The organism is Salinispirillum marinum (genome assembly GCF_042650105.1).
GTDB classification, from domain to species: domain Bacteria; phylum Pseudomonadota; class Gammaproteobacteria; order Pseudomonadales; family Natronospirillaceae; genus Salinispirillum; species Salinispirillum marinum.
Map to the genome: position 1 here is coordinate 126343 of NZ_JBHSAL010000005.1, position 13659 is coordinate 140001.

General features: G+C 54.4%; 14 protein-coding genes. 3 read left to right on the forward strand and 11 right to left on the reverse strand.

Features of this window, described 5'->3' with window-relative positions:
• Nucleotides 1–7: 7 nt before the first annotated feature.
• Genes ACFOSD_RS14020 through mtnB form a run of 3 tightly spaced genes read right to left on the reverse strand, consistent with a single transcriptional unit; the run spans nucleotide 8 to nucleotide 1856 of the window.
• Nucleotides 8–574: a 1,2-dihydroxy-3-keto-5-methylthiopentene dioxygenase gene (locus tag ACFOSD_RS14020; protein WP_380697610.1), complete on the reverse strand. Its 567-nt coding sequence runs from the start codon at nucleotides 572–574 to the stop codon at nucleotides 8–10.
• Between the two features lie 17 nt (nucleotides 575–591).
• Nucleotides 592–1269: an acireductone synthase gene (gene mtnC, locus ACFOSD_RS14025; RefSeq protein ID WP_380697612.1), complete on the reverse strand. Its 678-nt coding sequence runs from the start codon at nucleotides 1267–1269 to the stop codon at nucleotides 592–594.
• Complete coding sequence (gene mtnB, locus ACFOSD_RS14030; protein WP_380697615.1) at nucleotides 1266–1856, reverse strand: methylthioribulose 1-phosphate dehydratase; 591 nt, start codon at nucleotides 1854–1856, stop codon at nucleotides 1266–1268. Before mtnB ends, mtnC begins: the two co-directional genes overlap by 4 nt.
• A 79-nt stretch (nucleotides 1857–1935) precedes the next feature.
• Here mtnB and mtnA point away from each other — a divergent pair, with 79 nt between their 5' ends.
• From mtnA to ACFOSD_RS14045, 3 genes are all read left to right on the forward strand, one after another.
• Nucleotides 1936–2952, forward strand: a complete 1017-nt coding sequence (mtnA, locus tag ACFOSD_RS14035) for an S-methyl-5-thioribose-1-phosphate isomerase (protein WP_380697618.1) — start codon at nucleotides 1936–1938, stop codon at nucleotides 2950–2952.
• A gap of 102 nt (nucleotides 2953–3054) precedes the next feature.
• Nucleotides 3055–3852, forward strand: coding sequence for an undecaprenyl-diphosphate phosphatase (locus tag ACFOSD_RS14040; RefSeq protein WP_380697621.1), 798 nt, complete (start codon nucleotides 3055–3057; stop codon nucleotides 3850–3852).
• Nucleotides 3853–4000: 148 nt separating this feature from the next.
• Nucleotides 4001–5443 carry a methyl-accepting chemotaxis protein gene (locus ACFOSD_RS14045; protein WP_380697624.1) on the forward strand — a complete coding sequence of 481 codons (1443 nt, stop codon included), beginning with the start codon at nucleotides 4001–4003 and terminating at the stop codon, nucleotides 5441–5443.
• Nucleotides 5444–5450: 7 nt separating this feature from the next.
• Here the strand turns inward: ACFOSD_RS14045 and ACFOSD_RS14050 are convergent, their stop codons facing one another.
• The 8 genes from ACFOSD_RS14050 to rnr all read right to left on the reverse strand — a co-directional run bounded on the left by ACFOSD_RS14050 (nucleotide 5451) and on the right by rnr (nucleotide 13584).
• The gene (locus ACFOSD_RS14050) at nucleotides 5451–6062 is read right to left on the reverse strand and encodes a response regulator transcription factor (protein ID WP_380697627.1); all 612 of its coding nucleotides are present in this window, start codon (nucleotides 6060–6062) and stop codon (nucleotides 5451–5453) included.
• Entirely contained in the window at nucleotides 6055–7215 is a 1161-nt protein-coding gene (locus ACFOSD_RS14055; RefSeq protein ID WP_380697631.1) for a sensor histidine kinase, read from the reverse strand. Before ACFOSD_RS14055 ends, ACFOSD_RS14050 begins: the two co-directional genes overlap by 8 nt.
• 64 nt (nucleotides 7216–7279) lie before the next feature.
• Nucleotides 7280–8638: a replicative DNA helicase gene (gene dnaB / locus ACFOSD_RS14060; RefSeq protein ID WP_380697634.1), complete on the reverse strand. Its 1359-nt coding sequence runs from the start codon at nucleotides 8636–8638 to the stop codon at nucleotides 7280–7282.
• 400 nt (nucleotides 8639–9038) lie between these two features.
• Nucleotides 9039–9488, reverse strand: a complete 450-nt coding sequence (rplI, locus tag ACFOSD_RS14065; RefSeq protein WP_380697636.1) for a 50S ribosomal protein L9 — start codon at nucleotides 9486–9488, stop codon at nucleotides 9039–9041.
• A 72-nt stretch (nucleotides 9489–9560) separates the two neighbouring features.
• Nucleotides 9561–9788 carry a 30S ribosomal protein S18 gene (gene rpsR, locus ACFOSD_RS14070; RefSeq protein WP_304994955.1) on the reverse strand — a complete coding sequence of 76 codons (228 nt, stop codon included), beginning with the start codon at nucleotides 9786–9788 and terminating at the stop codon, nucleotides 9561–9563.
• Nucleotides 9789–9814: 26 nt separating this feature from the next.
• The gene (gene rpsF, locus ACFOSD_RS14075) at nucleotides 9815–10258 is read right to left on the reverse strand and encodes a 30S ribosomal protein S6 (protein ID WP_380697640.1); all 444 of its coding nucleotides are present in this window, start codon (nucleotides 10256–10258) and stop codon (nucleotides 9815–9817) included.
• Between the two features lie 126 nt (nucleotides 10259–10384).
• The gene (gene rlmB / locus ACFOSD_RS14080) at nucleotides 10385–11128 is read right to left on the reverse strand and encodes a 23S rRNA (guanosine(2251)-2'-O)-methyltransferase RlmB (protein ID WP_380697643.1); all 744 of its coding nucleotides are present in this window, start codon (nucleotides 11126–11128) and stop codon (nucleotides 10385–10387) included.
• A 101-nt stretch (nucleotides 11129–11229) separates the two neighbouring features.
• Nucleotides 11230–13584: a ribonuclease R gene (rnr, locus tag ACFOSD_RS14085; RefSeq protein WP_380697646.1), complete on the reverse strand. Its 2355-nt coding sequence runs from the start codon at nucleotides 13582–13584 to the stop codon at nucleotides 11230–11232.
• Nucleotides 13585–13659: the final 75 nt, after the last annotated feature.

Below are 13659 nucleotides of genomic sequence, written 5' to 3' on the forward strand. Positions count from 1 at the left end.
AATCGGCTCACTGGTTGGCCTTTGGCTGTATGGCGTCCAAATAAGGAAAGCGCTGCCCGATGTCTGAACCCGTAAAATGCGCTACCCAGCCTTCCGGGTTATTGAACAGGCGAATGGCGGTAAATTCCGGCTGCGTGCCCATATCGAACCAGTGCGGGGTGTTCGCGGGTACGCTGATCAAATCATTGCGGGTGCACAGCACCTGAAACACTTGATCCTGTAAGTGCAGACAAAACAAGCCCTGCCCTTGCACAAAGAAACGCACTTCATCTTCGCTGTGCCGGTGTTCATCGAGAAATTTTTGCCGAAATGCTGCCTTCTCGGGGTGGTCCGGCACCATGTGTACAACATCGACTGTCTGATAACCGTCTTGCGCTATGAGTCGATCTATGTCCTTTTTATACAGGGCTAGAATCTCGTCATTGCTGGCCCCTTTCGGCAGATCATGGGGCGCGTCCCAACGCTCGAAACGTACCCCGACCTTGGCCAGTGTGGCCGCAATTTGGGCGGCATCGGTGGTGTCGAGCACGGTGCTACTGGGGTCTTGGTCGGCATAAACGGTCAGTCGTGACATAGCAAACAGCTCCTCACTTAAAAGGCAATTTCATTAAAGGCCTGTACGGTCAGATGACCCGCACAAGGTTCGGTTCCCGGCCTTACGAGTTGCAGGGTACGCCAACCGGCACTGCGTGCCGCATCCAGTTCTTCCGCGACATCCGATAAGAAAAGAATCTGTTCGGCGGGCAACGCAATAACCTGGGCAATGTTCCGGTAGGCGTCGGCATCCCGCTTATGACCCATGCGCGTGTCGAAATAGCCACGGAACAGGGGCGTCAAATCGCCCACCGGGGTATGTGCAAAGAGCAACTTTTGGGCTTGTACCGAGCCCGAAGAATAGACATACAAGGCCTTACCCTCGGCGGCCCAATGGTGCAACGCTGGTGCTACATCAGCGTACAGGTGCGCTGTAAAATCACCATTTTTGTAACCGTGCGACCATAGCATGCCTTGCAAGGTTTTTAATGGTGTCACTTTTTCGTCGATGTCTATCCAGTAGAGGAGCTGGGTAATCACCACCTCTAAATCCGCCTGCGGCTGGCCCATTTCCTGACGTGTGGCGTCCAACTGCGCGGCTACATCCGGATCGGTCACATGCTGACGCACGTAGTCAGGTAATTGTTCGAAGGCATAGGGGAACAACACATCCTTCACAAAGGCAATGTCGGTGGTGGTGCCTTCAATGTCGGTGACGATGGCGTTGATGATCATGCCTGCCACCGTTCTTCTTCCAACACACAGGCCAGTAGAAACTCTATGGCCTCAAGATGACGCCGACAGCTTGCGATGTCATCGCCTAACGCATACAGCCCATGCCCAGCGACCAAAAAACCCCATGGCATCGGCCAACCGGCCGTAACACTGGCGGCCAGTTCGGTCATATCCTGTGCGTTGGGGACGACGGGCAGCAACACCGTAGCGGCATGAGTCTTATTGCCCTGCAAGGCTTTTTGCATTTCAAATCCGGTGAACTCAATACCATTCGGATGACGGCGCGAGAGTACCGTACTGGCGACAGAGTGTGTATGCAAAACGCAACCAATGCGCGCATCCAAGCGGTACAGCGCGGCATGCAGTTCACTTTCAGCGCTGGGTAAACCCATGCCATCGATCACCAAGCCGTAGGGGTCGCACAGCAATAAGTCTTCTTCTTGCAGGCGCGTTTTGTCTTTGCCTGAGGCGGTGATCAAATACCCTTGCGCTGTACGAGCTGAAAAATTGCCCCCTGTCGCGGGTGCCCAACCCCGGCTCGCAGCCCAAGTAATGGCATCCAGTAATTCGCTTTGCATGTTCATCATGGGTTCTGCTCCGTAATTGCGCCATTGTATATGATATGATTTTCCACGTTAACCAAAGGGAACCGCTAAGGTACTGAACATGCTTGAATTAAATGCGCGCAGCCTTCGGGTACAGGGCGAACGAATCGTATACTTGGACCAAACCTTGCTACCGCAGCAAGAGGCGTGGTTCTCGTGCAGCACCCCCGAACTCTGGCAAGATGCGGTACGTAAACTTGCCATTCGCGGTGCGCCCCTCATTGGGTTGTCGGCAGCGCTGGTGCTGGCACAGTATGCGCAACATCATGCGCCGGAAACATGGCAGGCCGTGAGTGATCGCTTACGCGCTACGCGTCCCACGGCGGTAAACTTGATGTATTGCCTGGATGCTATGGAAGCCTGCTTCTCCGCTGGTCCAAGCCGCATGATCGAGCGGGCGGCCGAGCTGTTCATGGAAGACCGTGCGCTGTGTCAACGCATGGCCGAGCGCGGCGCGGATTTACTGGCTGAAGGCGACCGCATACTGACTCACTGCAATACCGGCGCGCTGGCGACGGCGGGTGTAGGTACGGCTATTGGTGCCTTTGCCGTGGCCCAGCAACGCGGCAGGAATATCACCGTTTATGTGGATGAAACTCGCCCGCTGCTCCAAGGTGGTCGGCTGACTGCGTGGGAAATGGCCGATCTTGGCATTCGCCACCAGCTTGTCTGCGACAGCATGGCGGCCAGTTTAATGGCGGCGGGCAAGGTCGATAAAGTGATGGTGGGCGCCGACCGCATTTGTGCCAACGGCGACTTCGCCAACAAAGTGGGCACCTACATGCTAGCGGTGTTGGCGCACCACCACGGTATTCCGTTTTATGTGGTCGCACCCTACACCACCGTTGATCCGAATACCGCGCGCGGAAGTGACATTCCCATTGAGCAACGTGACCCGAACGAAGTGCGCGGTGTTGCCGGTGCCTTTGGTGCGGTGCAATGGGCTCCCGCCGATGCCCCGGTGTGGAATCCGGCGTTTGATGTGACACCAGCATCCTTAGTCAGCGCTTGGGTTTTAGATACGGGTGTGTTCGATGCGGCGGCCATAGCGCGCGGTGAGCACATCGTTCGACCCTGAAGCCGGACGCGAAACACCACCAGCAGGATTGCTAAAACCGCGCGGATCGCCTAGGGTAACGCGCTGAATTTAAGCCCCACTTTTAAGCATAGGATCGTTCACATGGAATGGTTGCAGGTTGTGGTACTTGGCTTGGTCCAAGGCATTTCCGAATTTTTGCCCGTATCCAGTTCGGCACATTTGATCTTGGTTCCCGTGTTTACACCCTGGGAAGACCAAGGTTTGGCCTTTGATGTGGCCTTGCATGTCGGCAGCCTGAGTGCCGTGATCATGTATTTCTGGCGTGATCTCTGGAAAATGGCCTTTGCTTGGACACGCTCAGTGACCCACCGCGAGGTGGATGCCGACGCAAAATTGGCGTGGGCAGTCTTGCTGGGCACGATACCGGTAGGAGCCTGCGGCCTGCTGTTTCAGGAAGCGATTGAAACGCATCTGCGCTCACCCATCGTGCTCGCCCTATCGCTAATTGTCTTCGGCGTGTTACTGGGCTGGGCGGACTGGAAACACCGTGGCGAACGATCCGAGTATCAGATGTCGTGGAAGGATGTTGCCTGGATTGCTTTTGCGCAAGCCTTGGCGCTCATTCCTGGCACATCACGCTCGGGCATCACCATGACTGCAGCGCTCTTGGTCGGCATGAGCCGCGAAGGCGCGGCGCGTTTCTCATTCTTACTGTCCATCCCGGTCATTGCCTTGGCCGGTATGCTGGAGGTTTGGGGCTTGGTGCAGTCGCAGGAAGCGGTAGACTGGGCAACCCTCATTTGGGGTACCCTGATTTCTGGCGTGAGCGCTTATGCCTGTATTCACTATTTTCTCGTCTTTATACGTCGCATTGGTATGCAGCCCTTTGTGATCTATCGTATCGCCTTGGGCATTGTGCTGTTGGCCGTCTTTCTCTGATGACTCGGCATTCCTGAATTTCGTTCAGTAATCCTTGGCATTTGTCCTACAATGCGGTCAGTGACTTCCACACTGACCGCCCAAACCTCGCTTTAGCCAGAACCCCACCTACAATGAGCCCACATAATAAATAGATCGGCTTACGCTCATGAACCCTATCGCATTCTATGTCCGTCTTTGCACACCCCGAAACGCTCGATTTGACGATGGTCACCATCCGCAAGAGCAAATCGTGCTGGTGTTCGGCTTCTTTGGCATTCTGATCTCGTTATACAGTTTTTTGAAGTGGAACAGCTATGGCGTTCCACCACTGGTGCTCAGCTCGCTGTTTTTACTCGGCATGATGCTACTCTCCGCTGGGCTAATGAAAGCCGGGGTCGCTACTGTAATCGCCATTAATGTTACCTTACTGGGATTTGCCGCACACGCCATCAACATGGTGTGGCAAACCGGCGGCATGGCATCGCCGCATATATTGTGGCTGATCGCCTTGTTGGTGGGCACCTACTTCATGGCGGATGCGCGATCGGCGCTGGCATGGGCGCTGGTGTTTCTCGTCGCCTTAGTGGTGATGATTGCGCAAAGCACGTCCGGGGCCGAACTGCCGACACTGGCGTTAGATGAGCGCGCTTTGCGTGTCGAAACGTGGTCTGGTTTTCTGTTACCGATGGTCATGGTGTGGGTGATGCAAGTGTTGAGTCAACGTATTCGCCAACAGGCGATGGCCACCACCACTGCCGCTTTGGCGGATGCCAAAACCAGTGCCGATGCGGCACAAGCCAATGCCCAACAATTGGCGACGGTGATCGCGCAAGCGGAATCCAGCGTGGATGCACTGTCTGAGGGCGGCTCGAATCTGGGCGAACTACAAACGACGGTGCAGGCGCACAGCCAAAGCATCCAACAACAAGCGCAGCAGTTGGCCGAAGCGGCGTCGTTTTTTAACGAACGTTTGCAACAGGTTTCTGCCTCGCTGAATGAAGGCAATGAACTTGTACAAGCCATCAACCAGGAAGCCAATACCGCATCAGCGGACAGCGCAGCGAGCGCGGATGCCATGGCGGCGGTGGTCAGCAGTATGGATCAGATCAAAAGCAACAATGATCGCATTGAGATCGCCACCGGGTTAATCAATGACATTGCGCAACAAACCAATCTATTGGCCTTGAACGCCGCCATCGAAGCAGCGCGGGCGGGGGAAGCGGGGCGAGGATTTGCGGTGGTGGCCGATGAGGTAAGGAATCTGTCGCAAAAATCCGACACGTCCGCCAATGAAATTCGCACCTTATTAAGCCAAAGTATTGCCGACATCGACAACGGCATAGAGGTGGTCAACGTCGCTCAGACGACATTGACGCGGGTATTGGATGCGGTAACACGCATCAGCGACTCTATTGAAGCGGTGAGTGCGCAGATTGTGGCGCAGAATCAGGAAGTGGCCGATATGGCCCGGTCGAGTTCTGAACTGTCGCAGATCAGCCAACAACAAACCGATGCTGCGCAAGCCCTGTGCGACAGCCAACAAGCATTGAAACAGCAAGCCGAAGAATTGACGAAGCTGTCTTCGGCTATGCAGGCGACTCTGCATTAAACAAGAATTACAAAAACCCTTGATCTCGGGCAATCCGCGCCGCATCCACCCGGTTGCGGGCGCCCAACTTATTGATCGCTTCGCTCAGATAATTGCGTACTGTACCTTCGGAACGAAAAATCTGCTCCGCAATGGCTGCGGTCGTTAAGCCTTCGGCTGCCAACTTCAACACCTGCCGCTCACGGTCCGTTAACGGATCCATCACCTGACGGGCCTCAGCCGCCAATTCCGGGTCAATCACCCGCTGACCCGCCAGCATGGTACGCACCGCGTCCGCCAACTGATGCGCCGGTGTGTCTTTCAACAAATACCCGCGCACACCCGCATCCAAAGCACGTCGCAAATACCCGCTGCGCGCAAAGGTCGTAATGACCCCCACCACCACCTGCGGAAAGGCTTGATGAATCTTTTGCGCCAATTCCAAACCGCTCATGCCCGGCATTTCAATATCGGTTAACACCACATCCACCGGCTCATGTTGCATATAGGCCCACGCCGCCTGTCCATCTGGCATCTGCCCTACGACCGTGAAGTCTTCTTCCAAATCAAGCAATGCGGAAAGCGCGCCTAGAATCAGAGTTTGATCTTCCACCAGTAACAAGCGCGTCGGTTTAACCATGAACCAGCGCTCCTTTGGGTGCTGCACTCGGTAGGGGAAAAACCACCTCCAATAAGGTGCCATTATTGCGCTGCCAGCGCACGCGGCCACCCGCTTCGGTCACCCGTGTGCGGATACCCGTCATACCATTACCAGAGGGCCCGTTAATGCCGATGCCATCATCCTGCAATTGAAACACCAAATGGCCGTCTTCATGCAGGAGGGAAACGGTGACGGCTTTGGCTTGCGAATGACACACCACATTGGTAATGCCTTCACGCATAACTTGCCCCAGCACGGATTCAAGCTGCTCGGGTACGTTAACGTCCATATCCGCCTTTAAACGTATGCCTGCCGCCGACAATAGACTCTTCGCTGAATTGATTTCCATCGCCAAGCCGCCAAGGTGATATCCACTGACCGCAGCCCGCACTTGCTGCAGACTTTCCCGCGCCGCCTTTTCAATGTCGTTGATTTCCTGCCGGGCGCGTTCCGGTTGCGTGCTGAGGAGGCGCTCCGCTAGCTCGGCTTTGATGCGAATGCCCGACAAGGTATGGCCCAACAAATCATGCAGATCGCGTGCGATGCGCTCGCGTTCCGCCGTACGGGCCAATTCTTCGGCTTCCCCTTGTGATTTGAGTAAGGCCTGATGTTTGTCGATGTACCGTATGAACACCTCATCCATCAAGCCGCCAAAAATGGCCAAAAAGAATACGATGGTCAACAGTAGACCGCTGATGCCGAGCCAATGTCCGTAATACGTGGTCGAGGATACAACCACCAGTTGCACCATAAAGGCTTGCAGCTTATTTTGTGCGCGCGACAAAAAGGTGAGGCTGAACAACATGAACACGAAACCGGCCTCGGTATAAGGCAGGGTGTAATAACACAGCAAGGCCATGGCAACGACAAAGGCATAACGCCGTGCGCCCTCTTGCCACAGACCAGCAAACAACAACACCGGCGATACAACCGAAACGGCCAGGCCAAGCAATAGACGTTCGGTAGAGATTTCAACCCAGAGCAAGCCGAGCCAGAAAACGGACAGATGAACAAACAACATGGCAGGCACCATCCAGTCCAGAAAGAAAGGATGGTTGTCAGGCAACCAAGCGCGGTAATGCCACCAAGGGAAACGCGCTAAGCTGGATTTTCGATCGCACCGATGATTCATAATGTTAGTGTGCGCTTACCTCGGTTCTTGCAACAGTGATTTTTGTCACCGCCTGCACCGGAAGTTATTCGTCTTGACCTTGATAGTCATAGGACAGATTTTCAAACCGTGTATGCTCACCAATAAACGCCAGATGACAGGTCCCGATGGGGCCGTTTCGTTGCTTTCCGATGATGATTTCTGCCACATTCGGCTCCGACGTATCCGGGTTATACACCACATCGCGGTAAATAAAGGCAATCACGTCGGCATCCTGCTCGATCGCGCCGGATTCCCGCAAGTCGGAATTCACCGGGCGTTTATTCGGCCGCTGCTCTAGGCTGCGGTTCAACTGCGACAATGCGACCACCGGGCATTTGAATTCTTTGGCAATGGCCTTTAACGACCGCGAAATCTCGGAAATCTCATTGGTACGGCCTTCGGTAAAGCCCTTGATTTTCATTAACTGCAAATAGTCGACCATGATCAATGCTGGCTCACCATGCTCCCGAATCAAGCGGCGTGTCCGAGCGCGCATTTCAGATGGCGAAATACCGGCCGTATCGTCAATGAACAGAGGCCGGTCATGCAGTTTATTCACCGCATTGGTCAGCTTGTCCCAATCATCCGCTTCGAGCTTACCGGTACGTACCTTGGTTTGATTAATACGCCCTAAAGACGACAGCATCCGTTGGATCAACTGCTCGCCCGGCATCTCCAAGGAGAATACAATCACCGGCTTGTCGCTGAACATCAAGGCCGACTCAACTAAGTTCATAGCGAAGGTCGTTTTGCCCATCGAGGGCCTCGCAGCCACGATGATCAGGTCGCCGGGCTGCAATCCGGTGGTCATGTTATCGAGTTTTTCAAAGCCGGTGCTCAAGCCGGTGATCGGGCTATCGGAGTGGGACAGCTCATCAATGCGCTTCAGTGTGGTTTTCAGGATATCCTTGACCATGACAGGCCCGGATTCCGAAGGCCGGTCTTCGGCAATTTGAAACACCGCCCGTTCAGCCTCATCCACCAACTCTTCGGCCGTGCGCCCTTCCGGCTCATAGGCTCCTGCTGCGATGGTTTGCGCGACATCGATCAGTCTGCGCAACAACGCGCGCTCACGCACGATGTCCGCATAAGCGTCTAAATGGCCAATACCTGAGGCGTTTTCGACCAGCTCGGTGAGATACAGCACCCCACCCGCGTCTTCCAGCTCCCCGGCACGCTCTAACTCTTCGGTGAGCGTAATAACATCGATGGGTTGTTGCGCTTCAATCTGGCCCACCATGGCGGTAAAGATGGCGCGGTGTTCAGGCCGGTAAAAATCGGCCGCACTGACTTTCTCAACAATGGAGTCCCAACGCTGGTTGTCCAGCATCAAACCACCCAATAAGCTTTGCTCTGCTTCAAGTGAGTGGGGGGGTGTTTTGAGATTAAATTCGTCCGTCATGGGGCAGGTTTATTGCACTGATTTGAATTGAGTGATGGGCTATCTTACTGACTCAGGGGAAATATGGATAGGCATTCGCAACTTTCACTGGCGGATGACGCTGCGCTTTTCCGTCCTATGGTCAACGACGGGCTGCGGCGTGGGTGCAGGGCGTATGCCTCAAGGCGCGACTTTCGGCCTGCCGTGGAGCGCCGGAGGCATACGCCCTACACCCGCGCCAGAATACACCGACCCATGGACATTACCAGAAACTGCTCCTCGGCAATCGCTCCTTCATTGCTATACCTCCGGCATCCATGCCGTCGTGCGTTGCTGGCATACGCCTAAAGCCCAAAGAACGGAAATAAAAAACGCCCGATGGCGTAAGCCAGCGAGCGTTCATTAGAACCAAGAAGAGTGCTTACTCTTCAGGAACCACGATAACCGTTACCGTGGCGACCACTTCAGGGTGCAACTGCAAATCGATTTCGAATTCGCCAGTGGTACGCAAAGCACCTTCCGGCAAACGTACTTCGCTCTTAGTGACTTCAACACCAGAAGAAGAAATTACATCAGCCAGATCACGAGTGCCGATTGAACCGAACAATTTGCCTTCGTCGCCCGCACGGACAGCGATGGTCAATTCCAATTCAGCCAATTGCGCCGCACGCGCTTGCGCTGCAGCCAACTTATCGTTTGCCGCTTTTTCCAGTTCAGCACGACGTGCAGAAAAGGTTTCAATGTTTTCTTTGGTTGCAGCAACTGCCTTACCCTGTGGGATCAGGTAGTTACGACCGTAACCTGCCTTGACGCTGACTTTATCGCCTAGGCCGCCGACTCTGCCGACTTTTTCAAGCAAGATGACATCCATCTTAAATTCCTCTTATTAGGCGTGTCGCAACACGCCATGACTGACCGTTAAAACGTTGGCACTTGGCCTGGCTTACTCGTGACGATCAGAGTAAGGCAACAGAGCCAGAAAACGAGCGCGCTTGATCGCAGTGCCCAGCTGACGCTGGTAGCGAGCACGAGTACCCGTGATACGGCTAGGAACGATTTTGCCAGTTTCACTGACATAGCCTTTCAATGTTTCGACATCTTTGTAGTCGATTTCTTTAACGCCTTCGGCGGTAAAGCGACAAAACTTACGGCGACGAAAAAAACGAGCCATGGTTTATTCTCCTGAATTCGATCTGATTAGACTTCTTCACGCGCTTCGGCACTGACTTCTTCGTCAGCATCGTCGTCGTTGTCGTCATTGCTGTTGTCGTCATTGTCATAACGACGTGGCGAGTCGTAGCTCTTACGCGCTTCTTTCGCTTCCACTTCTTTCATCATAGGTGATGCTTCAGTGACAGCTTCGTCACGACGAATCACCAGACTACGGATGATGGCGTCGTTGAAACGGAAGGTCGACTTCAGATCTTCGATGGTGGCGTTGTCGCACTCAATGTTCAGTAAAACATAGTGTGCTTTGTGTACTTTCTGAATAGAGAAAGCCAATTGACGGCGACCCCAGTCTTCTTGACGGTGGGTTTGACCACCGTTTTCCGCGACTAAAGAGGTATAACGCTCAACCATCGCAGGTACTTGCTCGCTCTGATCCGGATGGACCAGTAATACGATTTCGTAATGACGCATAAATGCTCCTTTCGGGTTCAACAACCTTCAACGTCCCGGTCCGCCGTAAGGTAAGGAGAACGCACGATGAATATCAGTTTGTATCCGGGGCGGCGGATAATAGGGGAAAAGGGCTTGCGATGCAAGCTATTGCCGCTGACGAAGAGCTTCGTAAAGGCATACCCCTGCTGCCACGGAAACATTCAAGCTGCTCACCGTACCCACCATGGGAATTTTAACCAACAGGTCACAATGCTCGCGGGTTAAGCGCCGCATACCTTCGCCTTCAGCACCCATAACGATGCCGGTGGCACCCTTGAGGTTAGCGTCATAAATCAACGATTCCGTTTCCCCTGCCGTTCCTGTTAACCAGACGCCACGTTCGCGCAGCTCGGCCATGGTGCGCGCTAAATTGGTCACCAGTACCAGAGGCACTTGTTCGGCGGCGCCGCTGGCGACTTTCACCACTACTGGCGTTAAGCCTGCAGAGCGGTTCTTTGGCACGATGACCGCCGCGACACCCGCGGCGTCGGCGGTACGTAAGCAGGCGCCCAGATTGTGTGGATCGGTCACGCCGTCCAATATCAAAAGCAGCGGGTCGGTGGTTGCATCTAACAATTGCCACAGAAAATGTTCATCTTTCGGCGTTATGGCGTGCACAATGGCAACGACACCTTGATGGTTGATGTCGCCCAGTTCAAGCTTTTGTAGCCGCTGATTGAACGCAGCAGGCTGCACCAAATCAAAACGCACGCCAACCGCGCGGGCTTGCTCGATAATGCGCTGCGTGCGCTTGTCTTGCCGACTCGCGTTCACCAAGACTTCTTTCACCCGTTCAGGGTGTTGTTCTAACGCGGCACTGACGGCATGAATACCGGCGATGGCTGACATAATTGCTTTACCTAGATCTATAGTTACACATCACATGCTGGTGATCTCAGTCGACTGCCGGTAATCAACGCGCCATTCGTTCGAACTCCGAAACGTGAGTATCAGAACGGTCGTGGCGCACGTTTCTTCTTACGGCTGGCGACCGGCTTCTGTGCTTTCTTCTTGCGCTTTGACGGTTCAGCTCTGACCGGCTCGGCGTCGGCACGCCGTTTCTTGCTGTTGCTATCACCGTCGACCATCTCAAAGTCGATTTTCCGGTCATCCAAGGACACGCGCGCTACCCTTACCTGCACCGCATCACCCAAGGCATGCACCACCCGAGTTCGCTCGCCGACCAAGCGTTGTTTGGCGGCATCAAACACGTAGTAGTCACGCGCCAGCGCTGTCACATGTACTAAACCGTCTACCCAAAAGTCATCCAACTGTACGAAGAAACCAAAGCCTAAAACGGCGGTTATTTTGCCGTTCAACACTTCACCGATGCGCTCCTGCATAAACTCGCATTTAAGCCAGGAAATCACATCACGCGTGGCGTCATCGGCACGACGTTCACAGTGTGAACAGTGCTCACCCAACGCGATCATGCGTTCTTCCGAATAGGGGTAGCTTTTCTCCAGCTTAACCTGTGGCGTATCTTTGGTGCGCTTCAACTGGCTGATGCGCCGCCCGCTGTAGATCAGGCCACGCAAGGCCCGGTGCACCAACAAATCGGGGTAACGGCGAATGGGCGAGGTAAAGTGCGCATAGGCATCGTACGCCAAACCAAAGTGACCCAAGTTTTCCGGCTGATAGACCGCTTGGCACATGCTGCGCAAGATCATACTTTGAATGATGTCATGGTCTGCCCGATCATGAATCTGTTCCATCAACTCACGATAATCGGCCGGTGCTGGCTCCAAGCCACCGCGCAACGCCAAGCCCAATTCTGCCAAATACGCACGCAAATTTTCCAAACGCTCAGCCGACGGAACATCATGTACGCGATAAAGCGCAGGCAACTCGGAGCGGTCTAAAAACTCACCGGTACAGGTATTGGCAGCCAACATACATTCTTCGATGATCTTATGGGCGTCATTACGCGCATAGGGCTCAATGCGCTCAATTTTCTTGTCGGCCCCGAAAATAATGCGGGGTTCGACCGTTTCTATATCCATCGCGCCCCGACGCGCCCGAGCGCGCCGCAGTGCTTCATACAATTCCACCGCTTGTGTTAATGATCGAATAACCTTGGCTTCGTCACCTTGAATACGGTTATGAACGGCGGCATCGTCACCTTGCATCCAATCCCAGACCGAGCTGTAGGTCAGGCGAGCTTGGCTCCAAATCACCGCTTCATAAAAACGATAGCCTTCGATTTCACCGTCTTCTTTGATGAGCATTTCGCACACCAGCGTCAAGCGATCCACGGCCGGGTTCAGCGAACACAGACCGTTCGATAACTTCTCCGGCAGCATGGGGATAACGCGCTCGGGGAAATACACCGAGGTGGCGCGCAGCTCTGCTTCTTTGTCGAGCGCACTGCCCACGCGGACATAGTGGCTGACATCGGCAATAGCAACCCAAAGTTTCCAACCGCCGGGGCGTTTGGCGACACAGATAGCATCGTCGAAGTCACGAGCATCTTCACCGTCAATGGTCACAAACGGACGATCGCGTAAGTCGACACGCCCTTTCAAATCACTGGCTTGCACTTCGTCCGGGAGTGAATCCAACTGGCGTATAACGTCTTCCGGCCATTCATAAGGAATGCCATGACTGCGAACAGCAATATCAATTTCCATGCCGGGCGCCATGGCGCGGCCCAGCACCTCAGTGACTTCACCCAGTGGTTGCCGTCGCACGTCGGGTTGATCGGTTATGCGAGCAGAAACGATGTCACCCGTTTCGGCGCCACCCGCTTTACCCGGTGGAATCAATACATCATGCGATAACCGGCGATTTTCCGGCAATACATAAGCCACGCCGGATTCGCTGTGATAACGACCGACCACAAAATGGGTATTGCGTTCGATCACCTCAACAATATGGCCTTCCATCCGGCCCCGGTGGTCGCGACTGGTGGTACGCACCACGGCACGGTCACCATCAAAACAACCGCGCATTTGGCGATGCGACAGGCTGATGGCTTCGCCACCCTGATCGGGAATCAACAAACCATGGCCATCGGGGTGGCCTTGCACCCGACCACGAATCAGGCTCATTCGATCAATAAGGCCATAAGCCCCTTGCCGCGAGCAAATCACCTGACCATCACGCACCATGGCAATGAGCCGTCGGCGTAATGCCTCGACCTCATCTTCTGTGGTCAGACCGAGTTCAGCGACCAATTCCGGATGCGTGGCCGGTGTGCCACGGGTTTGCAGTAAATCCAGCAGGAATTCACGACTGGGGACGGGGTTGTCATAGCGCTGGGCTTCCCGCTCAGCAAAGGGATCTTTATTCTTTTTCTTTCCCATGGGAAATGTCCTCACACAAACAGAGTACAGGTTTGTACTCTGGTCCGGCGCATTGGCACACAAGGCAGTGCCTTA